This is a genomic window from Caballeronia sordidicola, assembly GCF_001544455.2.
In the GTDB taxonomy this organism is placed as follows: domain Bacteria; phylum Pseudomonadota; class Gammaproteobacteria; order Burkholderiales; family Burkholderiaceae; genus Caballeronia; species Caballeronia sordidicola.
The window spans coordinates 261,444-287,017 of record NZ_FCOC02000004.1 but is presented as its reverse complement, the minus strand read 5'-3'; the positions used below and the strand labels follow the sequence as shown (position 1 = coordinate 287,017).

27 protein-coding genes are annotated in these 25,574 nt (G+C 58.9%); 7 read left to right on the top strand and 20 right to left on the bottom strand.

Annotation, left to right across the window (positions count from 1 at the left end; translation table 11 throughout):
* Positions 1-39 precede the first annotated feature (39 nt).
* The 3 genes from AWB64_RS10635 to AWB64_RS10625 are packed head-to-tail and all read right to left on the bottom strand — an operon-like array spanning position 40 to position 2,250.
* Complete coding sequence (locus AWB64_RS10635) at positions 40-552, bottom strand: cupin domain-containing protein (protein ID WP_060818657.1); 513 nt, start codon at positions 550-552, stop codon at positions 40-42.
* Positions 553-565: 13 nt separating this feature from the next.
* Complete coding sequence (locus AWB64_RS10630) at positions 566-1,327, bottom strand: ABC transporter permease (RefSeq protein ID WP_060818656.1); 762 nt, start codon at positions 1,325-1,327, stop codon at positions 566-568.
* On the bottom strand, positions 1,324-2,250 hold the full coding sequence (locus AWB64_RS10625; RefSeq protein WP_060818782.1) for an ABC transporter ATP-binding protein: 927 nt from the start codon (positions 2,248-2,250) through the stop codon (positions 1,324-1,326). Before AWB64_RS10625 ends, AWB64_RS10630 begins: the two co-directional genes overlap by 4 nt.
* Before the next feature lie 125 nt (positions 2,251-2,375).
* On the opposite strand from AWB64_RS10625, the gene AWB64_RS10620 reads away from it, so the two are divergent.
* Together AWB64_RS10620 and panS are read left to right on the top strand one after the other, a co-directional pair.
* The gene (locus tag AWB64_RS10620; protein ID WP_060818655.1) at positions 2,376-2,798 is read left to right on the top strand and encodes a DUF1810 domain-containing protein; all 423 of its coding nucleotides are present in this window, start codon (positions 2,376-2,378) and stop codon (positions 2,796-2,798) included.
* 211 nt (positions 2,799-3,009) lie between these two features.
* Entirely contained in the window at positions 3,010-3,972 is a 963-nt protein-coding gene (gene panS / locus AWB64_RS10615) for a ketopantoate/pantoate/pantothenate transporter PanS (protein ID WP_060818654.1), read from the top strand.
* A gap of 59 nt (positions 3,973-4,031) precedes the next feature.
* On the opposite strand, the gene AWB64_RS10610 is transcribed toward panS, so the two are convergent.
* Complete coding sequence (locus AWB64_RS10610; protein ID WP_060818653.1) at positions 4,032-4,613, bottom strand: isochorismatase family protein; 582 nt, start codon at positions 4,611-4,613, stop codon at positions 4,032-4,034.
* A 149-nt stretch (positions 4,614-4,762) separates the two neighbouring features.
* Between AWB64_RS10610 and AWB64_RS10605 the strand changes: the two genes are divergently transcribed.
* Positions 4,763-5,029: a cupin domain-containing protein gene (locus AWB64_RS10605; RefSeq protein ID WP_060818652.1), complete on the top strand. Its 267-nt coding sequence runs from the start codon at positions 4,763-4,765 to the stop codon at positions 5,027-5,029.
* An 87-nt stretch (positions 5,030-5,116) separates the two neighbouring features.
* On the opposite strand, the gene oxlT is transcribed toward AWB64_RS10605, so the two are convergent.
* Entirely contained in the window at positions 5,117-6,421 is a 1,305-nt protein-coding gene (gene oxlT, locus AWB64_RS10600; RefSeq protein WP_060818651.1) for an oxalate/formate MFS antiporter, read from the bottom strand.
* A 380-nt stretch (positions 6,422-6,801) separates the two neighbouring features.
* Positions 6,802-7,695, bottom strand: a complete 894-nt coding sequence (nhaR, locus tag AWB64_RS10595; RefSeq protein ID WP_060818650.1) for a transcriptional activator NhaR — start codon at positions 7,693-7,695, stop codon at positions 6,802-6,804.
* Positions 7,696-7,826: 131 nt separating this feature from the next.
* Between nhaR and AWB64_RS10590 the strand changes: the two genes are divergently transcribed.
* The 3 genes from AWB64_RS10590 to AWB64_RS10580 all read left to right on the top strand — a co-directional run bounded on the left by AWB64_RS10590 (position 7,827) and on the right by AWB64_RS10580 (position 9,022).
* A complete protein-coding gene (locus AWB64_RS10590) occupies positions 7,827-8,150 on the top strand; it encodes a TFIIB-type zinc ribbon-containing protein (RefSeq protein ID WP_060818649.1) in 324 nt (107 codons plus the stop codon).
* A gap of 84 nt (positions 8,151-8,234) precedes the next feature.
* Positions 8,235-8,702, top strand: a complete 468-nt coding sequence (locus tag AWB64_RS10585) for a CBS domain-containing protein (protein WP_060818648.1) — start codon at positions 8,235-8,237, stop codon at positions 8,700-8,702.
* A gap of 41 nt (positions 8,703-8,743) precedes the next feature.
* The gene (locus AWB64_RS10580; protein WP_060818647.1) at positions 8,744-9,022 is read left to right on the top strand and encodes a hypothetical protein; all 279 of its coding nucleotides are present in this window, start codon (positions 8,744-8,746) and stop codon (positions 9,020-9,022) included.
* 65 nt (positions 9,023-9,087) lie between these two features.
* On the opposite strand, the gene AWB64_RS10575 is transcribed toward AWB64_RS10580, so the two are convergent.
* From AWB64_RS10575 to AWB64_RS10530, 10 genes are all read right to left on the bottom strand, one after another.
* Positions 9,088-10,818 carry an ABC transporter substrate-binding protein gene (locus AWB64_RS10575; RefSeq protein WP_060818781.1) on the bottom strand — a complete coding sequence of 577 codons (1,731 nt, stop codon included), beginning with the start codon at positions 10,816-10,818 and terminating at the stop codon, positions 9,088-9,090.
* A 90-nt stretch (positions 10,819-10,908) separates the two neighbouring features.
* Positions 10,909-11,190: a DUF2160 domain-containing protein gene (locus AWB64_RS10570; protein ID WP_060818646.1), complete on the bottom strand. Its 282-nt coding sequence runs from the start codon at positions 11,188-11,190 to the stop codon at positions 10,909-10,911.
* Positions 11,190-12,002 (bottom strand): carbohydrate ABC transporter permease, encoded by an 813-nt coding sequence (locus tag AWB64_RS10565; protein WP_060818645.1) that lies wholly within the window; start codon positions 12,000-12,002, stop codon positions 11,190-11,192. Before AWB64_RS10565 ends, AWB64_RS10570 begins: the two co-directional genes overlap by 1 nt.
* The gene (locus AWB64_RS10560; RefSeq protein ID WP_060818644.1) at positions 11,992-12,888 is read right to left on the bottom strand and encodes a carbohydrate ABC transporter permease; all 897 of its coding nucleotides are present in this window, start codon (positions 12,886-12,888) and stop codon (positions 11,992-11,994) included. The genes AWB64_RS10565 and AWB64_RS10560 overlap by 11 nt, the downstream gene beginning before the upstream one ends.
* Positions 12,885-13,973 (bottom strand): ABC transporter ATP-binding protein, encoded by a 1,089-nt coding sequence (locus AWB64_RS10555; RefSeq protein WP_060818643.1) that lies wholly within the window; start codon positions 13,971-13,973, stop codon positions 12,885-12,887. Before AWB64_RS10555 ends, AWB64_RS10560 begins: the two co-directional genes overlap by 4 nt.
* Positions 13,960-15,054 (bottom strand): ABC transporter ATP-binding protein, encoded by a 1,095-nt coding sequence (locus AWB64_RS10550; protein WP_060818779.1) that lies wholly within the window; start codon positions 15,052-15,054, stop codon positions 13,960-13,962. The genes AWB64_RS10555 and AWB64_RS10550 overlap by 14 nt, the downstream gene beginning before the upstream one ends.
* Before the next feature lie 388 nt (positions 15,055-15,442).
* Positions 15,443-16,174, bottom strand: a complete 732-nt coding sequence (locus AWB64_RS10545) for an ABC transporter ATP-binding protein (protein ID WP_060818642.1) — start codon at positions 16,172-16,174, stop codon at positions 15,443-15,445.
* Positions 16,175-16,184: 10 nt separating this feature from the next.
* A complete protein-coding gene (locus tag AWB64_RS10540) occupies positions 16,185-18,131 on the bottom strand; it encodes a branched-chain amino acid ABC transporter ATP-binding protein/permease (protein WP_060818641.1) in 1,947 nt (648 codons plus the stop codon).
* A gap of 8 nt (positions 18,132-18,139) precedes the next feature.
* A complete protein-coding gene (locus AWB64_RS10535) occupies positions 18,140-19,015 on the bottom strand; it encodes a branched-chain amino acid ABC transporter permease (RefSeq protein WP_060818640.1) in 876 nt (291 codons plus the stop codon).
* A 124-nt stretch (positions 19,016-19,139) separates the two neighbouring features.
* A complete protein-coding gene (locus AWB64_RS10530; RefSeq protein ID WP_060818639.1) occupies positions 19,140-20,354 on the bottom strand; it encodes an ABC transporter substrate-binding protein in 1,215 nt (404 codons plus the stop codon).
* 261 nt (positions 20,355-20,615) lie between these two features.
* Here AWB64_RS10530 and AWB64_RS10525 point away from each other — a divergent pair, with 261 nt between their 5' ends.
* On the top strand, positions 20,616-21,452 hold the full coding sequence (locus AWB64_RS10525; RefSeq protein ID WP_060818638.1) for an EamA family transporter: 837 nt from the start codon (positions 20,616-20,618) through the stop codon (positions 21,450-21,452).
* A gap of 1 nt (position 21,453) precedes the next feature.
* Here AWB64_RS10525 and AWB64_RS10520 read toward each other — a convergent pair whose 3' ends face one another.
* The 4 genes from AWB64_RS10520 to AWB64_RS10505 all read right to left on the bottom strand — a co-directional run bounded on the left by AWB64_RS10520 (position 21,454) and on the right by AWB64_RS10505 (position 25,268).
* Complete coding sequence (locus tag AWB64_RS10520) at positions 21,454-22,041, bottom strand: hypothetical protein (RefSeq protein ID WP_060818637.1); 588 nt, start codon at positions 22,039-22,041, stop codon at positions 21,454-21,456.
* 281 nt (positions 22,042-22,322) lie between these two features.
* Positions 22,323-23,489, bottom strand: a complete 1,167-nt coding sequence (locus AWB64_RS10515; protein WP_060818636.1) for a metallophosphoesterase — start codon at positions 23,487-23,489, stop codon at positions 22,323-22,325.
* Between the two features lie 314 nt (positions 23,490-23,803).
* The gene (locus tag AWB64_RS10510; protein WP_341845208.1) at positions 23,804-24,187 is read right to left on the bottom strand and encodes a DUF4148 domain-containing protein; all 384 of its coding nucleotides are present in this window, start codon (positions 24,185-24,187) and stop codon (positions 23,804-23,806) included.
* Positions 24,188-24,752: 565 nt separating this feature from the next.
* On the bottom strand, positions 24,753-25,268 hold the full coding sequence (locus AWB64_RS10505) for a hypothetical protein (RefSeq protein WP_060818635.1): 516 nt from the start codon (positions 25,266-25,268) through the stop codon (positions 24,753-24,755).
* Positions 25,269-25,574 lie beyond the last annotated feature (306 nt).

Below are 25,574 nucleotides of genomic sequence, written 5' to 3'. Positions count from 1 at the left end.
GCCGTTTTTTTTGGCCTGCGCATACCCCTCACACCGCTTTCATGAAGGTTTTGATCGCGGGGCTAACTGGCCGATTATTTCCTCGTGCTGCGGATACGCCTGCGTCAATGCCGCGCTATCGGCGAGTTCGAATTCGCTGAATTCAAAACCCGGCGCCACGGTGCAGCCGGCAAGCGCGAACGTGGATGGATCACACAACTGCGCCGCAAACCAGAGCCCCGCCGGAACCGTCACCTGGAATACCGCGTCGGCATGTATCAGCGCGTTGCCGAGCCGATGCGTATGCAACTGGCCGTCTGCATCGATTACGTGGATCTTGATCGGCTCGCCTGCATGGAAGTGCCAAAGCTCGTCCGATCGAATCCGGTGCCACGCCGAATGCGCGCCGTCGCAAAGCAAGTAATAGATCGCAGTCGACGCGGAACGGCTTTCTTCCGGCCGATCCTCCCTCAATACACGCTGCGCGCCCCGATACGTCTCGCGGAAAAAACCGCCTTCAGGGTGCGGCTGAAGCCCTAAGCGTCCGATCAGTTCAAGCGGTATATCGCGCATTTGTCCGCACCTTTCATGATTTCAGCTTGTAGCCGGTCTTGAATATCCACGCGACCACGCCAATAAACACCGCCAGGAACACCAGCGTCATGATGAGGCTGATCTCGACGCTGACATCGGCGATACCGTAGAAGCTCCAGCGAAAGCCGCTGATCAGGTACACCACCGGATTGAACAGCGCGACGGCTTTCCAGAACGGCGGCAGGATATCGATGGAATAAAAACTTCCGCCAAGGAACGTCAGCGGCGTGATGATCAGGAGCGGAATCACCTGCAATTTCTCGAACCCGTCCGCCCAGATGCCGATGATAAAACCTAGCAGGCTGAACGTGATGGCCGTCAGCAGCAGGAACACGATCATCATGAACGGATGATCCACATGCAGCGGCACGAACAGGCGCGCGGTCGCGAGAATGATCAGGCCGAGGATGATCGACTTGGTCGCTGCCGCCCCCACATAACTCAGCACGATCTCGAGATACGAAACGGGCGCCGAGAGCAGTTCGTAGATTGTCCCGGTGAACTTTGGAAAATAGATGCCGAACGACGCATTGGACACGCTTTGCGTGAGCAGCGACAGCATTACGAGGCCCGGCACAATGAACGCGCCGTAACTCACGCCGTTCACTTCGGGAATGCGCGACCCGATAGCCGCGCCGAACACCACGAAATACAGCGACGTGGAAATCACGGGCGAGATGATGCTGCCCATGATGGTGCGCCACGTTCGCGCCATTTCGAATCTGTAGATTGCCCGGACTGCATGAATATTCATTTCTTCTCTCCGACCAGGCTCACGAAAATATCTTCCAGCGAGCTCTGCGTCGTTTGCAGGTCTTTGAACTGGACGCCGTTATCGGCGAGGTCTTTCAGCAGCGTGATGATGCGGCCAGGTTCGTCCTGCGCGTCATAGGTGTAGGTCAGCTCGCAACCATCCGCCGACAGGCTCAGCCCGTATCCGCTCAAGCCCGCGGGAATCTGTGCGATCGCATCTTCCAGTTGCAGCGCGAGTTTTTTCTGACCAAGCTTGCGCATCAGCTCGGATTTTTCTTCAACAAGAATGATCTCGCCGCGATTGATCACACCGATTCGATCTGCCATTTCCTCGGCTTCATCGATGTAATGCGTCGTCAGGATGATCGTCACGCCGTTCGCTTTCAGGCCTCGCACGAGATTCCACATGTCGCGGCGCAGTTCCACGTCCACGCCGGCGGTCGGCTCGTCGAGGAACAGGATTTCCGGCTCGTGCGAAAGCGCCTTCGCGATCAGCACGCGGCGTTTCATGCCGCCCGAGAGCGTGACAAGCTTGTTGTCCTTCTTTTCCCAGAGCGACAATGACCGCAACACCTTTTCTATGTGCGCCGGATTGGGCGGCTTGCCAAAGAGGCCGCGGCTGAATGAGACGGTCGCCCAGACGGACTCGAACGCGTCGGTCGTCAGTTCCTGCGGCACAAGGCCGATCATGGCGCGGGCGGCGCGGTAGTCGGAGATAATGCCGTGACCGTTGACGCGCACCGCGCCTTCCGTGGGATTCACGATCCCGCACACAATGCTGATCAGCGTTGTTTTGCCCGCGCCGTTCGGCCCGAGGAGCGCGAAGATCTCGCCGCGGCGGATATCGAGTGAGACATTTTTCAGCGCCGTGAAGCCGGACGCGTAGCTCTTCGACAGGTTCGAAATTTCGATGATGTTTTGCATGGCCGCCAAGATAGCAGAAAGCGGCATATTCTTCGCAAGCGGGCGGGATTACGGGTCCGCGCCAAACCGGCAGATGCGGCGGGAACGTCGCTTGCAACTTTTACGGCAACGATCTGGAGGCGGTCATGTCCGACACATTCAATCTGCAACGTTTTGTCGATGCCCAGAATCCGCTGTTCGAAACCGTGACCGCCGAACTGGAAAGCGGCAAGAAACGCACGCACTGGATGTGGTTCATATTTCCGCAGATTCAGGGGCTCGGGCATAGCGAAATCGCGCGCCGCTACGCGATTTCATCGGTCGATGAAGCCCGTGCCTATCTTGATCACGCCGTGCTCGGCGAACGCTTGCGAGTGTTGACGCAGATCGTGAATGCGCTCGAGGGACGCTCGGTTGAGCAGATCTTCGGCTATCCGGACGACCTGAAATTCCATTCGTCGATGACCCTTTTTGCCCACGCCGCACGCGACAAGACACCGTTTGAACTGGCGCTGAATACCTACTTCGGTGGCGAACCGGACGCGGCGACCATCGCACGATTGAAATAGGGCGACGCCGGTCCGACGCGGATTCGGCGAGGGTCGCTCGGCAAAACGATACAATTCGCGCCGGCGTCTTCAGCGGCCGGCGAATCTCAAAAGGATCGGCGGCGCGGCGCGCCCCTGGCCGCATTTATCGATGGCACGGTCAGCAAGTTCCGTTTTTGTTGCCCCTTCGGCACTTTCACCCCGCCCCTAAATCAGCCAGGATCGAAACAGCATGCTTTCGCGCGTCACCCGCTTGTTCCCCTTTTGGGCCGTCCTCATCTCGGTCGCCGCCTACTTCTCGCCCGCCTCGTTCACCGGCATTGCGCCGCATGTCACCCTGCTGCTCACCATCATCATGTTCGCGATGGGCGTCACGCTTTCCTTCGCTGACTTCCGGCGCGTCTTCACGCGGCCGGCGCCCGTGATCGCGGGGATCGGCCTGCATTATCTCGTGATGCCGCTTGCCGCCTGGGTGATCGCAAAACTGCTGCGCATGCCGCCCGACCTGACCGCCGGCATGGTGCTGGTCGGCAGCGTCGCGAGCGGCACGGCGTCCAACGTGATGATCTACCTGGCCCGCGGCGACGTTGCGTTGTCCGTCACCATCAGCGCGTTGTCGACGCTCGTGGGCGTGTTCGCGACGCCCCTCCTCACGCGCCTTTACGTGGACGCCTCGATTGCCGTCGACGTCCACGGCATGTTGATGAGCATTGTCCAGATCGTGGCGCTGCCGATCGTCGCCGGGCTCTTCATCAACCAGTTTTTCAACAGGCTGGTGCGCGCGGTCGAACCGGCGTTGCCCATCATCTCGATGGTCGCGATCCTGCTGATCATCTCGGCCGTGGTCGCGGGGACGCAGAAGAGCATTGCATCGGTGGGCTTGCTGGTGATGTTCGGCGTGGTGCTGCATAACGGCATTGGCCTGCTCGGCGGATATTGGGGCGGCCGTCTGCTTGGTTTCGATGAAGCGGTTTGCCGGACGCTGGCGATTGAAGTCGGTATGCAGAACTCGGGATTGGCCGCGACGCTCGGCAAGCTTTATTTCACCCCGATTGCAGCGTTGCCGGGCGCACTGTTTTCGGTTTGGCACAACTTGTCGGGGTCGCTGCTCGCCGGGTACTGGGCTGGCAGGCCGGCAAAGGGATCGACGCAGGAGATGGAAGCGGTGGCGAAGGGATCGCGCGCGGAGGCTTGAATATCGTGCGAGCCGATGCCGCGCGTTGCAGCGCGTGCATCGGCCAATCCAGTCTCGCCTTATGCCTCTTGCAGCGCCTTCACCACTTCCGCCGTCGAGCGCACGCGGCCCATGCGCGGAAAAATATTTGCGATCACAAACGCGTGCGCTTCAGCGCTCAGCGACGTCATTGCATCTTCCGCAAACACGAGTTCGTAGGCGCGATCAAACGCGCCGCGCGCCGTCGATTCCACGCCGAAATTCGTAGCGATGCCGCTCATGATGAGGCTCCGGATGCCGTTGCGGCGCAGATGCTGCTCCAGGTCGGTGCCATAAAACGCGCCCCACTGGCGCTTGGTCACGACCACGTCCGCGCCCTGCCTGCCGAGCTCCGGTGACAACTCCGACGCGCTTGCCGGCGGTGGCGGCGAACCCTTCGGCGGCGCGGTGGATGCATCGGCGGGAAGACTCAGAATGCCGGCCAGGTCGACGCGAACCCAAACCACCAGGCCGCCTTTGGCGCGCACCGTATTGGCAAGCCGCACGCTGTTTGCGAGGACATCGGCGGCTGAATGGGGTCCGAGTTGCCTCGCGAGAATGCCCTGCTGCAAGTCGATGGCCACCAGCGCGGTGTGTTCAGGATGCAGATCGAGACTAGACATGACGGCTCCATTTGAAATGTGCGCAAAACAATACGCGTAAAAACATGAGGACAGTCTCACATTTTACGCGTTTTCGGAATTGGCCGCAGGACGCACGGTTTCAACCTATATTAGCGATTGAACGAGGTGCGCAAACAAGGGGAACAATCATGGAACGCGACGATTTCATCGAAATGCTCGCACGCGAGGGTTTCCAGACCACCGTGCTGGTCGAGCGCGAAGCCGGTGCGTCCCTGGACGATCATGTGCATCCGTTCGAAGCGAAGGCGCTGATCCTGGAGGGTGAGCTGACGCTTGAAGTCGCGGGTAAGGAAACGCGCTATCAAGCCGGCGATGTGTTTCACCTGAAGCCGAACGAAGCCCATAGCGAACGATACGGGCCCGACGGCGTGTGTTATCTCGTGGGGCGAAAATAAGCTCTCTTCAATACGGCCGATGGCCGCTGAGTTTACCGGCCATCGGACATGGCGAGACTTACGCCCGGCGCTGCATCGATCCCCGCATCAATCCTTGGCGATCGAAGCGAACGGCATATCCACCGGAGCAGATGCATGCTTCTGCTTGTGGGCCTGCCGCATTGGCTTCAACACAAACAGCGCGAGCAGCGCGGACGCGGCCGCCATGCCGGACGCCAGCAGGAACACGGCATGCCAGCTTCCGGTGGCCGCGGTGATCACGCTGCTGAAGGGCACCAGCAACGCCGCAGTTCCCTTCGCCGTATAGAGCAGACCCGCGTTGGTTGCTGCGAACTTCGGACCGAAGGTATCGCCGCACGTGGCCGGAAAGAGACTGTAGATTTCGCCCCAGGCAAAGAACACGATCCCGGTCAGCACCACGAACGCAACCGGACTTTGCCCGTATTTCGACAAAGCCAGAATCCCGATCGCCTCGATTGCGAACGCCATGAACATGGTGTTCTCCCGCCCGATCCGGTCCGACACCCAGCCGAAGAAAGGCCGCGTCAACCCATTGAGCACCCGGTCGATGGTCAGCGCGAACGTAAGCGCTGGCAATGTCAGCCCCAGGATCGAAACCGGCGAATCATGCAGGCCAAAATCTTTCGCAATCGGTCCCAGTTGCGCCGTCGCCATCAAGCCACCGGCGGCCATCATCACGAACATGAGATACATGACCCAGAAAATCGGCGAGCTCATCACCTGCTTGGGCGTGGCGTTGTAGACCGCGGACTTCAATGCGCTCTTGGCAGTTGCCAGCAGGCTTGCCGGGGGCGCAAACAGCGCCATTCCGAGGAAGAAGACAATCAGTCCCTGTCCAAGGCCGAACCAGAGGAAGGTCGCTTCGTAGCCGCTGCTCTTGATCATGTGCGCGATCGGCACGACCGAGGCAGCGGAACCCGCGCCGAAACCCGCCGCGGTAATCCCGGCGGCCAGCCCCCGCCGGTTCGGGAACCATTTGAGCGCATTGCCCACGCACGTGCCGTACACGGCGCCGGCGCCAATGCCTCCAACCGCAGCCGCGAAGTAGAGCATCGGCAGGGAACCCGCCACCGAGTTCAGCACCCATGCAACCGCGCAAAGCAAACCGCCCACCACGACGACAGGACGCGGACCGTATTTATCGACCAGATACCCTTCGATTGGAACAAGCCACGTTTCAGTCACAACGAAAATCGTGAACGCTACCTGGATGGCCGCGCGGCCCCAGTGGTGCTTTTCATCGATCGGATTTACAAACAGCGTCCAGCCGTACTGCATGTTCGCGATCATGGCCATGCAGATCACGCCGAACACGAGTTGCACCCACGGCGATGCGAGGCGCGACTCTCCTACCGGGCGATTCGTTTCCATCACTGTCTCCTTGGCATTTGCTGCCTTGTATTCGGGACGCCGAACGACGTCTGCCTCATTGCCGTCTCAATTTCGAGGTGACAATGGGATACACAATATGTGATATATCAAGTAAGTCAAGTGAAAGAAACAACAGGGTTTTCACCAGATCGGGTTACTACCGAAAGAAATATGAAAGAAGTGATCACATATCCTCGGCTCTTTTCGATTGGCAAAAAAAAGCCCGCAGGCAAGCCTGACGGGCTGAGACGTGGTACGTGACATGGCGGTCCGCAACACGTAAGACCGTTATAGTCGAAAGCAAAAAGTAATGTAAGTTATTTTTGTTATTTAATTGAAAGGAATTCTGCGCAAAAATATGACGCGTGCAACAACGGCATTCAAGCGTTGAACAGGGTGCTTCGCGCCGCATTCATGATCGAGGAAATAGCTGGATGGCTGATGCGCCGCTCGATCGAGATCGCGAAGAACTCCTCAACAATAGTCTCGATGTGACCCATCACCACCAGCCCGTGTTCGCGTTTGAGTTGCGCCGCCAGAACCGTGGGCGCGAAAAGGACGCCGCGCCCTTCCCGTCCAAATGCAAGCGTAAGTGCGCTGTCATCGAATTCCCCGACAATTCGCGGCGATATTGCGTGAGACTTCAACCAATGATCGAGTTTCCTTCGCACGGCCGAGTCAGTTCCGGGCAGGAGCATTGGCATGTCGCCAAGCGAGGCCGGGTACGACCTGGCGCCGCGCGCCGCCAGCGCCTTGAGCGCAAAACAGCTCAACGTGGAACGGCCCAGCAAATGGTTGAACGCTTTCACGTTCACATCGGAAGGAATCGGCGCGTCGGCAATGATCAGGTCCAGCTTGTGGACCGCGAGTTGCGATAAAAGCCCGTGCAGCTTGCCTTCGTGGCAAATCAGCTTCAGCGAATCCGACAGGTTCAATGCGGGTTCCAATAACCTGTAGGCAACTGTCTTCGGCACCGAATCCGCCACGCCCACCCGTAGCTGCGTGCGCGCCGCTTCCCTTTCCTGCCTGACCGCGCCTTCCAGTTCCGCGCCAAGGGAAAAAATCTCGTCGGCGTAGTCGAGAGCGAGTTTGCCTGCGTCAGTCAGTTCGAGGTTGCGGCCGCTCTTCTTGAAGAGCTTTTTATCGAGCGTTTCTTCAAGCAGCTTGATCTGACCGCTGAGCGTTTGCGGCGTGATATGCAACTGCGCGCCCGCGCGCGCAATACCGCCGGCGTGAGCCGCCACCCAAAAATAATATAAATGCTTGAAGTTCATCTGGCCCTCGGCGGCATTGGCTGATACATCGGTTTTCTCGAAGTATCGATGTTGAAAATACGAATTTTACAATAACCTTACTTACAGTACATTGAGGCTTCGTTAGCGTTCAAGACGAAGGAGCCACGAGTATGAAATGTCCCACGTGCAAGAGCCCCGACCTGTTGATGACAGACCGTCAGGGCGTTGAAATCGACTACTGCCCGACGTGTCGCGGGGTATGGCTGGATCGGGGCGAACTCGACAAGCTGATCGAGCGCGCCGCGGGAGATAACAACGTGCAGGGCGCTGCGCTGCAAACGGCTACGGCATCGACGAATGCCGGATTCGAACGCAGGCGGGACGAACGCAGCCGCTTCGAGGACGACGACAGGCGCGAGCGCGATTACCACGACCGTCGTCATCCGTATAAAAAGAAGAAGTCGATGCTTGGAGAACTGTTCGACTTCGGCTAGGCATCCATGTATTGAAGCTTCGGATTTATCGATCAATCAATCGCGGCCGTTCGCTGAACGCCCGACTATTCAACGAGGTCCTGCATGACAACCGTTGCACAATTACTCAGTTCGAAACCGAACCAGTCGTTTCACACCATAGAAGCCACGGCTAGTGTTTTCGAGGCCATCAAGCTGATGGCCCACAAGCAGATCGGCGCGCTGGTGGTGACCTCGGGTGACAGGATCACCGGCATCTTCACCGAGCGCGATTATGCGCGCAAGATCGTGCTGCTCGATCGCTCGTCGAGGGACACGCCGGTCGGCGATGTCATGTCGAAAGCGGTGCGATATGTTCGCCTCAACCAGACGACCGATCATTGCATGACGCTGATGACGGACAACCGCATACGCCATCTTCCGGTTATCGACGGTGGATTGCTGATCGGCATGGTGTCGATAGGCGACCTGGTCAAGAACCTGATTGCCGAACAGCAATTCACGATTCATCAACTGGAGCACTATATTCGCGGGAACAGCCATGCAGATGTGGCGGAAGTCGAGGCGCGGTAGTTCACGTGGAACCAGTCCAACTTGTGAGCGAGGCAAACAGCATGAGGCGTGCGAACCAACTGGAAACTCACCTTGAACGGTACACGCATTCGGACCGCTTCCGAAAACTGTTCTCAGCCAAACTGGACATGACGATCAAGCGGGCACGGATCACGACCCGGCTGGTTGCGTCGTATGTGGGCGTGAAGGAGCACGAAGTCAACTTCTGGCGGGCTGGAATCACGCTGCCGGGCAGTGGGCAATGCCGGCGTCTTTCGAGGCTTCTGCGGGTCGATCTGGCGTGGCTCTGCGCGGCCCCTGAAAACAGGGCCGTTGCCTGAATGCGATCCGGAAAACAAAACGGGCGATACGTATCGCCCGTTCTTCCACAGCTACGCAATGAAGCCTAGCGAACCTTCCCCTCCTTCCACGCCGAAAGCAGCTGGTCGTACTTGACCGTCTCGCCCTTCGGACGCTCATTCGCGAGCTTCTTCCACGGTGCGTGCTGATCGGACAGCCACTTCGCGGGATCGCTTTCCGGATTCAACTGCGGCGCGCATACCTTCATCCCTGCACGCTGCAACCGTCCGAGCACCTGATCCATCTCTTTCGCGAGGTTGTCCATGGCGGCTTGCGGCGCCTTTTCTCCGGCCACGGCCGTCGCCACGTTCTTCCACCACAGTTGCGCCATCTTCGGATAATCCGGCACGTTATTACCGGTCGGCGTCCACGCCACCCGCGCCGGACTGCGATAGAACTCGATCAAACCACCATACTTGTCCGCGTTCTTCGTGAAGTAGTCGCTGTGAATGTCCGAGTCGCGAATGAACGTAAGTCCGGTGATCGACTTCTTGAGCGACACCGTCTTCGAGGTCACGAACTGCGCATACAACCATGCTGCCGCGCGCTGGCTGGGCGGTGTCGACTTGAAGAACGTCCACGAGCCCACGTCCTGATAGCCGTTCTGCATGCCATCTTTCCAGTACGGGCCGTGCGGTGACGGCGCCATGCGCCACTTTGGCGTGCCGTCGGCGTTCGTCACATTGCCGGGCTTGAGCATGGATGCCGTGAATGCGCTGTACCAGAAGATCTGCTGTGCGATCCTGCCTTGCGCCGGGACCGGTCCCGCCTCGTTGAACGTCATGCCAGACGCTTCCGGCGGTGCATATTTCTTCAGCCACTCAATGTACTTCGTCGTCGCATATACGGCAGCCGGACTGTTCGTGCCGCCGCCCCGCGACACAGACGCGCCCACCGCATGGCAACCGTCGGGCGTCACGCGAATACCCCACTCGTCGACGGGCAAGCCGTTCGGAATGCCCTTGTCCGCTTCGCCTGCCATGGAAAGCCACGCGTCGGTGAATCGCCAGCCAAGCGACGGGTCCTTCTTGCCGTAATCCATGTGCCCGTACACCTTCGCGCCATCGATCGTCTTCACGTCGTTGGTAAAGAATTCGGCGATATCCTCATAGGCGGTCCAGTTCACCGGCACGCCCAGGTCATAGCCATACTTCGCCTTGAACTTGTCCTGCAAGTCCTTGCGCGCAAACCAGTCCGCGCGGAACCAGTAAAGATTGGCGAACTGCTGGTCCGGCAACTGATACAGCTTTTTGTCGGGCGCGGTCGTGAAACTCGTTCCTATGAAATCCTTGATGTCGAGCCCCGGATTCGTGTATGCCTTGCCTTCGCCCTGCATGTAATCCGACAGCGGCACGATCACACCATAGCGATAATGCGTGCCGATCAGATCGGAGTCCGAGATCCAGCCGTCGTAGATGCTCTGGCCGGATTGCATCGAAGTCTGCAGTTTCTCGACAACGTCGCCTTCCTGAATGATGTCGTGCTTCACCGAGATACCCGTGATCTCGGTGAAGGCTTTTGCGAGCGTCTTCGATTCATACATGTGCGTGTCGAGCGTTTCCGACACCACGTGCACTTCCTTTACCCCTTGCGACTTCAGCGTGGCGGCTGTGTCGATGAACCATTTCATCTCGTCGGCCTGCTGCTGCTTCGAAAGCGTGCTTGGCTGGAATTCGCTGTCGATCCATTTCTGCGCTTCGGGCGCGCCAGCCAGCGCCAACGGGCTAGCGAAGAGTGCGCCAACTGCGAGCGCGACGATCCGTCTCCTGTGTTGCATGATGTTCTCCTCCGTCTCCCCCTGGATCATCTGCCGGTCCTCGCTCGGGGTAACCGCTGAACCGGTGCTTCTGTATTTGCTATGGATTCCTTATCCTTTCCACATGATCAGAACAAGCACGAGCATGGATACCGCAAAACCCGGCCATGCATTCGCGTTCTCCGCGCTGATGCCAATCCACGCCAGATTGATATATGCGGCGCTCAGCAAGCCGATGAACAGCCGGTCGCCCCGCGTGGTCGCAATGGGGAGAAAACCTTTGTGTTCCGAAGTCGGCGAGCGGATTTCCCACACGGTCATGCCGGCGAGCATGAGCACGATGCAGCCAAAGAAGATCGCCACTTCGGGCGTCCAGTACATCCACGTGATCATCAGACTCTCCCCATCGCAAAGCCCTTCGCGATGTAGTTGCGCACGAAGTAGATGACGAGCGCGCCGGGCACGATAGTCAGTACGCCGGCCGCCGAGAGCACGCCCCAATCCATGCCCGCGGCGGACACCGTGCGCGTCATCACGGCGGCGATCGGCTTGGCGTTGACCGATGTCAGCGTGCGTGCAAGCAGCAACTCGACCCAACTGAACATGAAGCAGAAAAATGCCGTGACGCCCACGCCCGACTTGATCAGCGGCAGGAAGATCTTCACGAAGAACGAAGGAAACGTATAGCCGTCGATATACGCGGTTTCATCGATTTCACGCGATACCCCCGACATGAAACCTTCCAGGATCCATACCGCAAGCGGCACGTTGAAGAGCATGTGCGCGAGCGCCACCGCAATGTACGTGTCCATCAATCCCACGCTCGAGTAAAGCTGGAAGAATGGCAGCAGAAACACGGCGGGCGGCGTCATGCGGTTGGTAAGCAACCAGAAGAACATGTGCTTGTCGCCGAGGAAGCGGTATCGCGAGAACGCGTAGGCCGCCGGCAACGCAACGAGCACGGACATGACCGTGTTCATCAGCACGTAGATGATCGAGTTGATGTAACCCCAGTACCAGGACGGATCCGTGAAGATCACCTTGTAGTTGTCGAGCGTCAGGTGCTGCGGAAACGTGGAGAACGACGCAAGCGTTTCCTCGTTCGTGCGCAGCGAGATGGACAGCATCCAGTAGAGTGGAACCAGCGCGAACACGATGTAGATGACAAGCGTGACGGTGCGCATCCAGCGGCGGTCACGACGCATGATCGTCTCCGGTTGTGACGGGGCCGCCCTTGCCCACGCGCTCCATCCAGTTGTAGAGGATGAAACACAGCAGCAGGATGATCAGGAAGTAGATCAGCGAAAACGCCGCGGCGGGCCCAAGATCGAACTGGCCCACGGCCTTCTGCGTGAGGTACTGGCTCAGGAACGTTGTCGAGTCGCCAGGACCACCGCCCGTCAGGACGAACGGTTCGGTATAGATCATGAAGCTGTCCATGAAACGAAGCAGCACCGCGATCATCAGCACGCCGCGCATCTTCGGTAGTTCGATGTACCGGAACACCGCAAAGCGGCTTGCGCCATCTATTTCAGCGGCTTGGTAGAACGCGTCGGGAATCGCGCGCAAGCCCGCATAGCAAAGCAGCGCGACAAGCGGCGTCCAGTGCCAGATGTCCATGACGAGCACCGTCACCCACGCCGCCGCCGGACTTGCGGTGTAGTTGTAGTCGATACCGAAATCATTGAGCCAGTAGCCGAGCAAGCCGATATCCGGCCGCGCGAAAATCTGCCAGATCGTACCTACGACGTTCCATGGAATGAGCAGCGGCATCGCAAGCACGACAAGCGCCGCGGACGCTCGCCAGCCTGACGCAGGCATGGCAAGCGCAAGCCCCACGCCCAGCGGAATTTCAAACAGCAGCACGCAAAGCGAAAAGATCATCTGACGGCCAAGCGCGCCGCGCAGGTCTTCGTCGTTCATGATGCTGCGGAACCATTCTGTTCCAACGAACACATGCTGCGTCGGGCTGATGATGTCCTGTACCGAATAGTTCACCACGGTCATCAGCGGCAATATCGCGGAAAATGCGACGCAGATGAAAACGGGCACGACCAGCAGCCAGGCCTTCTGGTTGACGGGTTTGTTCATCGTCCGATCCTCTCGTCATTGCTGAAGAACACGGTTTCCGGCGCCGCCAGTTTCAGCCAGACCGGTCCTTCGGCGAGCATGGTGTGCGGGTCGGCTTTCGCCTTGATGACCTGGCCCTCGCACTGCGCCGTGACAAGCTGATAATTGCCAAGACTCTGCGCGTGCAACAGGTGCGCCCTGACCGCGCCGGACTCCTGATGATCCGAAAGACGCACGAATTCCGGACGGAGACCGAGCGTGAGTGTGCCGCTGGCCGCCTTCAAGGTGGCGAGCGTTTCCGGGTCGACCTGAAGATGCTGCTTGCCGATTTTCACGCCCTCGGAATCGAGTGCGACCGGGCACAGGTTCATCCCCGGACTGCCGATGAAGTACCCAACAAACGCATGATCCGGATGCAGGAAAAGCGCTTCGGGTCCGCCTTTCTGCACCACGCGGCCGTTGGTCATCACGACCACTTCATCGGCGAAGGTAAGTGCTTCCACCTGGTCGTGCGTGACGTAGATCAGCGTGAGCTTCAGTTGCTGATGGATCTTCTTGAGTTGCCGCCTCAGCATCCATTTCATGTGGGGGTCGATGACGGTCAACGGTTCATCGAAGAGAATCGCCGCGACGTCCTTGCGCACCAGGCCGCGTCCCAGCGATATCTTCTGTTTCGCGTCCGCCGACAGGTTGCTCGCCTTGCGCCCGAGTTCGCGCGTCATGTCCAGAATCTCGGCGACTTCATGCACGCGCGCCTTCACTTCCGGCGCCGCGATCCCGCGATTGCGCAGCGGGAACGCGAGGTTATCGAAGACGCTCATGGTGTCGTAGATCACCGGAAACTGGAACACCTGCGCAATGTTGCGCTCGCGTGCGCCGAGCGCGGTGACGTCGCGGCCATCGAACAACACCCGGCCTTCCGATGGATTCACGAGGCCCGAGACAATGTTGAGCAGCGTGGACTTGCCACATCCCGAAGGTCCGAGCAGCGCGTACGCGCCGCCATCTTCCCAGACCATCGACATGGGTTGCAGCGCATAGTCATCCAGACTCGCGGGATCCGGCCGGTACGCGTGCGCGAGGTCCTTGAACTCAATACGAGCCATGACTCGCCTCCGGACCGGACACGCGTCTGGCGTCCGCGCCAAATACAAACAACTCGTTCGGATCGACGAACACATCCAGCGACGTACCCAGCCCGATCTGATGCACACCCTGCAGTTGCGCCACGAGATCGACCCCGCCTTGCTGCGTGCGCACATGGAGGTAAGTCTCAGAACCGCTCAGTTCGGCAAGTTCGAGACGGCACGGCACTGCGATGGATTCGGGCGTGCGCGGCGCGAGCCGCAAGTGCCCCGGACGAATGCCGATGCGGCACTGGCCCGTCTGGTTATCCGCGCGTCGCAGTCTTACGTCGATACCCATTGGCAAATGCGCCACGCCGTCCGCGCTCACGTCGCTTGCGAGCATGTTCATTGGCGGATCGTTGAAGACGGCGGCGACGTCGACCGTGGCGGGGGCGTTGTACACGTCGAGCGTGCGGCCCGTCTGAAGCACGCGGCCTTTGTCGACCACTGTGGTGTAGCCGCCGAGCAGCAACGCTTCCAGCGGATCGGTGGTCGCATACACCACGGTGGTCTTGCCGTCGGCGAAGAGCGTGGTGAGTTCGGCACGCAACTCTTCGCGCAACTTGTAGTCGAGGTTCACGAGCGGTTCGTCGAGCAATACGAGCGATGAGCGCTTGACGAGCGCACGCGCCAGCGCGCAGCGCTGCTGCTGGCCACCCGAGAGTTCGCCGGGCCGACGCTGCAGCAAGTGATCGATATGAAGCTTCGCTGCAACTTCGCCCACGCGCTGCTCGATCTGCGCGGCATCGATTTTCTGCAACTTGAGCGGCGACGCAATGTTGTCGTGCACGCTCATCGCGGGATAGTTGATGAACTGCTGGTAGACCATCGCGAGGTTGCGCTCGCGTACGCCCACGCCCGTCACATCGCGGCCATCGACCAGAACTCGCCCTGTGGCCGGACGATCCAGGCCGGCCATGACGCGCATCAGCGTAGTCTTGCCCGCCTGCGTGGGACCCAGCAGCACGTTGATCGCGCCGGGCGTGAGACGCAGGTCCACGTTGTACAGATGTGTCTGGCCACCCGATAACACGGTGACCTGCTCCAGTTCCAAAACCAAGTTGCTCTCCTCTTCGTCAATGCTTTTTCTTGTCGGATGCAGGTCAGAAGCGCCGATGACCCAGACCTTTCTGGTTTTCAAAAAGGAAACCAAAGCAACAACTCGCATGTTCCTTTTTGTTCGTTTACGTTGAAATCGGGGTTAACCATACAAATTATTACCAATCACCCGACTAACGTATAACCTGAGCATCGATTCAGAAAGGATAGCGAGGATTATTGAAGGCTGATGCTCAGTTCCAACGAAATATTCGTCGGGGAGGAGACTTGTGGAATGCGCGTGCAGAGGGTTGCGGCGGATTGTTTGATTGGGGGAATAAATGGACGCCGACGCGCTGGGGTTCGCTGCCCTGAAACACGCCTTGTCATATGACAAGGCGCGGCCCGTCTCAGCTCGCGCCCAGGTACGCCGCTCTGACCGAGGGATCGTTCTTCAGTTGTTCCGCGGGTCCGTGCGCCGCGACACGCCCGTTTTCAAGCACATACCCATAGTCGGCCACGTTCAGCGCGGCGGCGGCAAACTGCTCGACAAGCAGCATGGTCACGCCTTCATCCTTGAGTCTCGCGATGATCCGGAACACCTCTTCCACAAGGATTGGCGCCAGACCCATCGACGGCTCATCGAGCAGCACGAGATCCGGGTTGAGCATGACGGCGCGCGCCATGGCGAGCATTTGCTGCTCGCCGCCGGACAGCGTCCCGGCAAGCTGGTGACGCCGCTCTTTCAAGCGCGGAAACAGTTCGATGGCGCGCTCGAGGTCCGCGCTGACATCGCCACGCGGGCGCGCCCACGTGAGCCGTGGAAATGCACCGAGGATCAGGTTGTCCGTCACCGACATGGTCGCGAACACCCGGCGTCCTTCGGGTGAGTGCGCCAGGCCCAGGCGCGCGATCCGGTGCGAATCCATTGCGTCGATGCGCTTCGACTGCGCACCCTCGCCCATTGTGATCTCGCCCGACGTGGGACGGATCATGCCGGAGATCGCGCGCATGGTCGTTGTCTTGCCAGCGCCGTTCGAACCAATCAGCGTGACGACCGACGCCTTCGGCACATCCATGGAAATGCCGTGCAGTACCTTGACCTTGCCGTAGCCCGCATGCAGGTTTCTTATCGATAACATCGCGTCTGCCTTATACGTGCGTGGCGGCCTGGCCGCCGAGATACGCTTCGATCACGCGCTCATCGGCCTGGATTTCGGCCGGTCGCCCCTCCGCGATCTTCTGCCCGAAATCCAGCACCGAAACCGTGTCGCACACGCTCATCACCACGTCCATGTGATGCTCGATCAGGATCAGCGTAATGCCGTGCGCGCGCACCTTGCGGATGATCGCAACGAGTTCCTTGATGTCGGGTGCGGTGAGGCCGGCGGCCGGTTCGTCGAGCAGCAGGAGTTGCGGATCGAGCGCCAGTGCGCGGGCAATTTCGAGCAGCCGCTGCTTGCCGTAAGGCAGGTTGCGCGCTTCCTCCGATGCCACCGCCGCAAGCCCGACAAAACGCAGCATGCTGAATGCGCGCTCGCGCGCCGCATGTTCTTCGCGCCGATAACGCGGCGTCATCAGGCCGACATCGGCGAGGTTCGCCCTGAACGTGTGGTGCAATCCGACCAGCACGTTTTCCAGCGCCGTCATCTCGCCGAACAACTGCACGTTCTGGAACGTACGCGCAATGCCCGATAACGCAATCTTCGACGACGTCCTTCCCGCAATCGATTCACCGTCGTATTCAATGGAACCCGCCGTTGGCACATAGATGCCCGTGAGCACGTTCATCATCGTGCTCTTGCCTGAACCATTGGGGCCGATCAAGCCATGGATGGAACCGCGACGCACGCTCAGGTTCACGTTGTTGAGCGCTTTCAGGCCGCTGAACTGCATCAGGATGCCGCGCAGGTCGATGATGTTCCCCGTGTCTTCGCCGCGAACGGCGATCACCGCGTCATGACCCTCGCCGGAAAGCTCATCTGCCTTGATCGTGACCGGCCGGCGCCTGCCGTGCAGCACGATCTTGCGCACGAAACCCACCACGCCGTCCTGCAGGTAGTAGACCACCAGCAAGATCATCAGCCCGAAGATCGTCAGCCGCCAGTCAGTGAGCGCATCGATCCAGAACGAAAAAATCGCGAGACCGGCCGTTCCCGCGACGGGAATCAACACCTTCCGCAGCGTGGTGACCTTGCGCGCCAATGCGACCGCCGCGCCCACGGCAACGACCACGGCCAGCGCGGTCGCGACACTGCGAAACATGGCGATATCGTCAAGCAGCTTGGGCAGCAACACAATGATCGTGGACCCGAGCATGGCACCCGTGCGCGTCTTGCGGCCACCCATGATGATGGCAAGCAGGAACAGGATGGTGAGCTCGAAGTTATATGTGTTGGGCGAGATATATTGTTCGGAATACGAATAAAGACAACCTGCAAGTCCCGCGAAGCCGGCGCTTATCACGAACGCATAAACCTTGTACCTGTACACAGACACACCCATGCAGTCCGACGCGATAGGCGAGTCGCGCAGCGCCTCGAACGCACGGCCCAGATGCGACTTCAGGATGCGATGCACCACGATCATCGATATGACCAGCAGCACGGCAACAAGCCAGTAGAAACCGTCCTCGCTCATGCTTTGGCCGGCGAAAACAGGCTTGGGAATCTTGAGTCCCATTGGACCATTGGTCAGGAAATCCATCTCGTTGATCAGGATCTGGATGATCGTGCCAAACGCGAGCGTGACCATTGCAAGGTATGGCCCGGACACGCGCAAGGCAGGCAGTGCGAGGATCGCGCCGAAGCCGGCGGTGACCAGGATTGCGAGCGGCGTGGTCACGTAGAACGGCATTCCGAGCTTGATGAACAACACGCCCGCCGTATATGCGCCCACGCCGAACAACCCGGCGTGACCCAAGGAAACCTGCCCCGTGTAACCCACTACGATATCGAGCCCGAACAACAGGATCGCGTAGATCATGATGGTTTCGACAAGGTGAATATAGTAAGGATTGCCTGACGCTATGGGGAAGATCGCGAGCGCGGCAAGACCGAGCACGGCTGCCGCGAGTTTGACTGGCTTGACGGATTTCATTACGGTCCTCACACCTTCTTGATCGCGGTCTTGCCGAACAGCCCGGCCGGCTTGAGCGCCAGCACGATCAGCAGCAGCACGAGGCCCGGCACGTCCTTATAGCCGGTCGAAAGATAAAAACCGGTCGTGGTTTCGGCAATGCCGAGGATCATCCCGCCCACGATGATCCCCATGCCGCTCGACAATCCGCCGATGATCGCGACCGCGAACGCCTTCAATCCGAGCACGGCGCCCATGGTCGCGCCCGTCAGCGTGAGCGGCGCGACCAGCACGCCCGCGAACGCAGCGGTCAGCGACGACAGCGCGTACGAAAACGTGATCACGAGCCCTGTGTTGATGCCCATCAGCGCGGCGGCGTCGCGATCGTTCGCAGTGGCGACCACGGCCTTGCCGAAGATCGTCTTGCGGTTGAAGAACTCGACCGCGAGCATCATCAGCAGCGCGCCGCCTACGACCAGCAGTTCCATCGGCAGGATGTTCGCGCCAAGGACCTTGATCGGCGCCTCCGGCAATGGCGACGGAAAACGCAGGTCGTCGCGTCCCCAGACATTCTCCGCGACGTTCTTGAAGATGATGCCAAGCGCGATGGTCGACATGATCCAGCCGAACTCCGACTTGATCCTGATCGCCGGCCGCACGCCAATGCGCTCGACCAGCGCACCTTGCGCGAGGCCGAAAACGCAGACCATCGGAATCATCAGCCAGTAGTTCACCCCGGCCGAAACGAGCGTCAGGCCGACCAGCGCGCCGAGCATCAGCGCATCGCCCTGGCCGAAATTAAGCGTGCCCGATGTGGCGAACGTCAGTTGGTAACCGAACGCGATCACGGCGTAGATCATGCCGAGCGCGACGCCGCTGTAGACAAGCTGAAGAAGGATGGCCATGTGTTGCGCCTTGATGTCGAAGGTGGCTGGAGGCCAGACAAGGGCCGGACGCGTCCGGAGCTTTGCGCACAAGCAAAGCCGCGCCCGCCGTCAGGCGGGCGCGGGAGCATTTCCGATGGCAAACTCAGTTCGCGGCGGTCGTCGTCTGCTTCGTGCGCAGCTCGCCACCGCCTTTCTTGTCGGCGTCGTAGGCAAACACCACGCGTCCGCCCTTCACTTCGCCCACGACAGGCACGTTGGCGCTGATCGCCTCGTGATCGTCCTTCGTGAAAGGCTTGTCGTAGACCATTACAACGCCCTCGACCTTCTTGTTCAGCCCTTCCAGCGCGGCCTTGACTTTCGGGCCATCGGTCGATCCGGCCTGCGTGATCGCGGCGGCGAGCAGGTAGACGGAGTCATAACCCTGGGCTGCGGAAACCGGCGAATCGATCCGGTTGTTCTTGGGCTTGAACTCGGCCAGATAGGCATCGATAAACGCCTTGCGCTTCGGCGTGTTCGCTTCCTGAATGAAGGTCTGCGGCATGCGCGCGCCTTCGCCGTTGGCCCCGGCATTGTCGATGTAATTGGCCATCGAAAGCGTCCAGCTTCCAATCAGCGGCACCTTCCAGCCGAGCTTGGCCATGCCGTTGGCGATCTGCGCGAGCTCGGGTCCAATGCCATAAGTCAGCACCGCCTCGGCGCCGGCTTCCTTCGCCTTCAGCAACTGGGCCGTCATGTCCACGTCCTTGATGTTGAACTTCTCGGTCGCGACCGGCTTGACGCCCTTCGCAGCAAGCGCCTTCTCCAGATCCTCGCGGCCGAGCTGGCCATAGTTGGTCGAATCAGCAAGAATCGCGACCTTCTTGAAGCCACGCTTGGTGATGGCTTCCTCCACGATCATCGGCGCCTGGATCCTGTCCGCGGCAGCATTGCGAAAGACATAGTTTTCAGGCTGATCGGCGAACTGCCGGGTGATGATGGAACCCGTTGCAACGTTATTGAAGACCGGGATCTTGCTTTCCTGGAAGAAGCGTTGCGACGCGAGCGCAACGCCCGTGTTGATGTATCCCACCACCGCCACGACCTTTTCCTTGTTGATCAACTCCTGCGCGATCTGGACGCCGCGCTCGTTCTTCGCTTCGTCGTCGCGTTCAACGAGGACTAGCGGGCGGCCCAGCACGCCACCCGACTTGTTGATCTCGGCGGTGGCAAGGCGCACGCCGTCACGCATGCTGACGCCCATCGACGAAGAACCGCCTGTGAAAGGTCCGTCGACGCCGATCTTGATCGGATCGGCGGCATACGAAGTCGATGCAAACGCGAACGTTGCAAGAGCAATGCAGGTCAGTCGGGCAAACATGGCGGTCTCCGTTATGGTTGTGCTTTGAATAGAAGCTTTCTGAGTGTAGGAAATGTAAGATTTATTCAATATGCGGAGTTTCCCGGGGCGGGTTTTGGCGCATGAGACGCATACCCCATGCGTTTCCCAGCGCATTGACGCAGTGTCGCTGCGCCGTGTTCTCTGACATAATGAGCCGCTTTCCGATTGCCACTTTTCGCCATTCAACGCCACTCCTTGCCACACAATCAGCGTGGCGTTTTCCAACTCTCCTTTCTTCCGATGCAGCCTTTCATCGTTCTGCTCGTGCTGTTTTCCGCGTTATTGCATGCAACGTGGAACGCCTTCCTCCATACCAGCGAGGACCGCGTCTGGCAGTTCGGCATGATGTCGTTTCCGTACATAGTGTGCTCGGCGATCGCGCTGCTCTTCGTACCGGCGCCGGCGCGCGGAAGCTGGCCCTACATCGGGGCATCGGCGGTATTTCAGTTCGGCTACTGCGTGGCGCTCGCGAAAGCCTATAAAGCAGGCGACTTCGGGCAGATCTATCCCATTGCGCGAGGCCTTTCGCCGCTGCTCGTCTTCGCGGGCGCATTCATTTTCGCGGGCGAACATCTCCGGCCGCTGGCGCTGGCAGGCGTGGCACTGGTTTCCGCAGGCATCGTTTCACTCGCGTTCCGCAAGCGCCGCTTCGCCACCGCAAGCGTGCCCGCCGCGCTCGTGACAGGCGCGTTCATCTCGGCTTACACAATCGTGGATGGCATGGGCGTGCGGGTCGCCGGCAGCGGCTTCGCCTACATTGCGTGGGTATATCTTCTGTTCAACGTGCCGTTTGCAGCGTTCGCGCTGTATCGATACGGCGGCCCGCGCCGATTGTTCTCAAGCGATGCACGCCGTTCGCTGCAAGGCATGGCGGGTGGCGCGATTGCAATGGTCGCGTACGGAATCGTGGTCATCGCGTTTCGCTACCTGCCCATTGCCATGGTCTCGGCGTTGCGCGAACTCAGCTCTATCTTTGCAGTGCTGATCGGATGGATATTCATGAGCGAAAAGCTGACCGCGCGGCGCATTGCGGCGTGTGCGCTTGTTACAGCGGGCGCGGTCCTGATCAGGATTTGATTTATTTGGCGACTGGGGTCACCTGAACCGCCGTCGCCGAAATATAGACCGCGTGAACGCTGTCCCCGACCTTGAATTTCTTGGCGGCCAGTTCAGGTGTCAGACCAAAGGTCTCGGTTCGCCACGGACCTCGCAGGGTAATCGTTTTCTTCTTAGGATCAATACGCTGTACTGTTGCGATAATATCGACTTCCTTCGCCGCGCCGAAACCCGATGCGTCAGAAGCAGGCGCAAAAGCAGTCGTATCCACGCGTTTTCTCAATCCGTCATCTTTATTTTGCGGTTTTACCGCATCCAGCAATAACGCCTCTTTTATCAGCACATCCACGCGATCGCCTATTTTAAGCGTATCGAAATTCGTCACCTGCTTGCCGATCGACACCGGTATTACGCGCCCTTTGGTCCCTTTGAGCGACAAGGTTCGCGTGCTGGCGTCGATACCGACGATTTGCGCCTGCAAATGACGCGGTTCGGAAGCCAGTGCGGTTTTGATTGCATCACTGGAAAGCGGGTCACTGGTTTGTGCATTGGCTTGCGCCGTCATGGTCAAACACGTCAGCAATACTGCCAAAGTCCATTTTGCGTTCATGCAATTCTCCGGGCGAATGGAATTAAAATCACGTATTGAATCAATACAGTCAATTGAATCAGACACGCAAACGCATTAATGCGCTGACGATATTTATACCGTGCGCAACACAGCGTTGTCCATGAAACAGGGAGAAAGGCCGATTAATTACTGATTATCGTGAAATCGACTTTTTAATTAAAAAATCCGGTTTAATCCGATATCGGGAATTATGGGAAAGGATATCGACGCGAAGTCATCAATCCTTTCCTTTGCAAGTCGTTTGTGCGCTGGCAAATACGTCAGGCGGAACGGGCGCTGCTCAGAAGGCGAAGGAGCGTGATTTCGGACGGTGCGGCAATCCGGATCGGCGGCCCCCAGTAACCTGTCCCGCGGCTTGTGTAGACCCACAAATCATTGAGTTTTTCAAGACCGGCAACGAATGGCTGCTGAAGCCGCACGAAGAAATTCCACGGCAGAAACTGGCCGCCATGTGTGTGGCCGGACAATTGCAGCGTAAAACCTGCCTTCGACGCCGCCGGCGCGCTGCGCGGCTGATGCGCGAGGAGCAGACGGAACATGATGTCGGCTGGCGCGCCGAGCATCGCCTTGGCCGGATCGCTTTTATGCGCAGGATCGAAACTGCCCGCGCCGTAATCGGTCACGCCAGCCACGACGGCGCGTTCGCCGTCGTGATCCACCACCACGTGTTCGTTCAATAAAACGGTCAGTCCAAGGCGGCGAAATTCCGCGATCCACCGGTCGGCACCGGCGTAGTACTCGTGATTTCCGGTCACGAGGAACGCCCCATGGCGTGCCTTCAGGTCGGATAGCGGCTGCGTGTGCGCGGCAAGTTGCGGCACAGAACCGTCGACCACATCGCCCGTGACGGCAATCAAATCGGGCTTCAATGCGTTGACCGCGGCCACGATCTTTTCCACATAGTGACGCTTGATTGTCGGGCCAACATGGATATCGCTGATTTGCACGATGGTGAAGCCATGCAGGGCGGCAGGCAGGTTATCGATAGATACATCCACATTCTTGACCGCCGCGCGGCGGCGCGCGCTGTAAATGCCGAACAGCGTCACCAGCACGGCAAGCAATGGCACGCCGAGCGCACTCCACGCCTTGAAGCCGGGCCACGGATCGACAACATTTTCGCCGCTGCTCGCCAGATGCAGCACCAGCAGCACGACGTCGCGAAGAAACGTGAGCACGAGCAATGACGAGAAAAATCCCATCACCAGCAGTCCGGTCCACGCGAGCCGGTCGGACAGCGGCTGCTGCTCGATATTGCGCGCCATCATGCCAAGCGGGATCAACACGATGGATGCCGCCAACGCCAGCACCGCCAATATCTTGAGTGCAGGGCCCACGGGCGCCACGGGAATGAGGCGCATGCCGATATACACGTGAAACAGGATTCCGATGCCGATTACGCGGATAAAAAATGCGGAACGTCGCATATACCGCCTGGTAGAAAGTGAAGCCGGCCATAAGCCGGCGCAGGGCGCGCAACAACCACGCGGAGCCGCCGTGAAGATGCCTGAACGAGCACGCCACCCCAAAATGAGCCTACGCAAAATGGCATCCGATTCTACCGGTTCACCAAAAAGCCTGCCGATGCACCGGCCCGCTCGAATCCGGCACACCACAAGGGTTTTATCAACGCACGCACCAAGCGCCCGGCACGTGGCAAGTTCCGGCCATATGGTGTATTCGCGCAAAAAATAACCCGCCATGAGCGGGTTATTCCATTTGAACCGATTTCGTACGCCGCTTAAGGAGCCGACGCAGCCTTGGCCTTCGCTTCAGCCGACTTCTTCTCTGCGTTCTGGATGTTCTGCGGATAATTGGTCTGGTCGCCGCCCGGCTGATAGCCGTTCTTTTCCAAGTCCTTCAGTTCCGCATTCTTCTTGGCGCGGGCCGCCTTGCGGTCAGCCTTGCGTTGCGCCTTTTGCACCTGCTTCGGCGTGGAAGCGGCGGTGTCGGCCGTTTGTGCCATTGCGACCGGAGCAGTCAGTCCAGCAGTTGCCACTGATACGACGAGAGCCAATGCAGCCATGCGGATTTGGTACATAACGAGATTCTCCACGAGAAGCGGTTTATTTTTGGTGCGGCAGCGCCAACGGCGTCCACCGCCTTTGTCCTGCTGGAACTGCATGCTTCGCTGCGTGTCAGCGGACCCCGCGAGAGAATTGTAAGGCTCGTAAGCCTTATGCGTGGGCCGACAGATACGCGAACGTATATTAACCAACTCTTTTAAAAAGCGTGTAGCACAAACGTAAGATGCAAATCAGCACGCGTTTTTCAAACGAACTCTTTGCGCTTGCATGCCCCTGGCAACGTATGAGTCGGCGCTTATCCTGCGCATCACCATTCCGACCAAGCATGCAAACCGTCGGGAATTCTTTGCAAGGCCAAGCCAGTATTTGATCAATGCTAAAGCAAAGGATTTGTTTATTTGGTTTGTTATCCTTATAAAAATATGAGCTTGGACTTTTGAGTAAAAAAAATCCATTCGGCTTGCACCGGGTGGATTTTTTTGCGACGACGCTTGGTCGCAGAGGTACTTTGACTGCTGCTCCGCCGCGCTTCCTAAGAAGCTGAATCGACCGAAAGCGAACCGGACGATTCACCGTTGGTCATCCAGCGGGGATCTGGATGACCAACGAAGCTTGCATCATGGAGCCTTACTGCATGCCCCGCTATCGGAGGAATCCGACTGCTTACTGGAGGGCTTGGCCGTTAGCCAGCAAAGCGGGATTGACTGCATTGACAAGTACGCGCGTACCAGGCGCAACGGCGGCGACCGATCCGGGCGAGTTCGCTTGCACCGTCAATTCGGCTCCCAACGTGTCCTTGAGCGTCAAGGAACCACGCTGACTGTCCACGCTCGTCACCTGGGCGATAGTTTCATTGCCGTTTTGCGAGGGCACCGCGGCGAGCCTTGACGATTCAAGCACAGTGAGCCGAACGGGACGAGCGGTCGTGCCCACTACATTGGTGCCCGCCCTAAGCTTGTTAAGATCAGAGACACTTGCACCTACCTGGAACGATTCCGTGGCGCCCTGGGCGTTGATGACGGTCACGCGATGCATATTCGCGTCCACTGATTGCACTCTGCCACCGACGCGTACCATTACGGTGCCGTCGATCGACGCCGCAAATGCGCTTGTCGCCAGGACTAGGGACGCTGCCGCGATCATGGTTGCCTTGAGGGACTTTTTGTACTTCGATTTCATGTTGCTGCTCCTGCCGGACTATGATGGCTTGCTCGTGCGCCGTCCGGTATTCAATCGCACAAACTGTTCAATAACGTGACCCCAGTTTGTTTTTCGAGATGAGCGCTGTCAATTGATTCGGGGTATTTTTAGGTATTCTCCTATTCACGATCATCGTTTTTTAACTCCTTTAAAATAGTCAATTTCAAAGCGCGATGAACGGCATCACATTCGAGCGTCGTACACCGTTGCAATCACGCCCCGCGTACTTATTTGGGATGACGCAGTCCATTACAATACGCGCCTGCAATCTTTGCCCGGCATCGG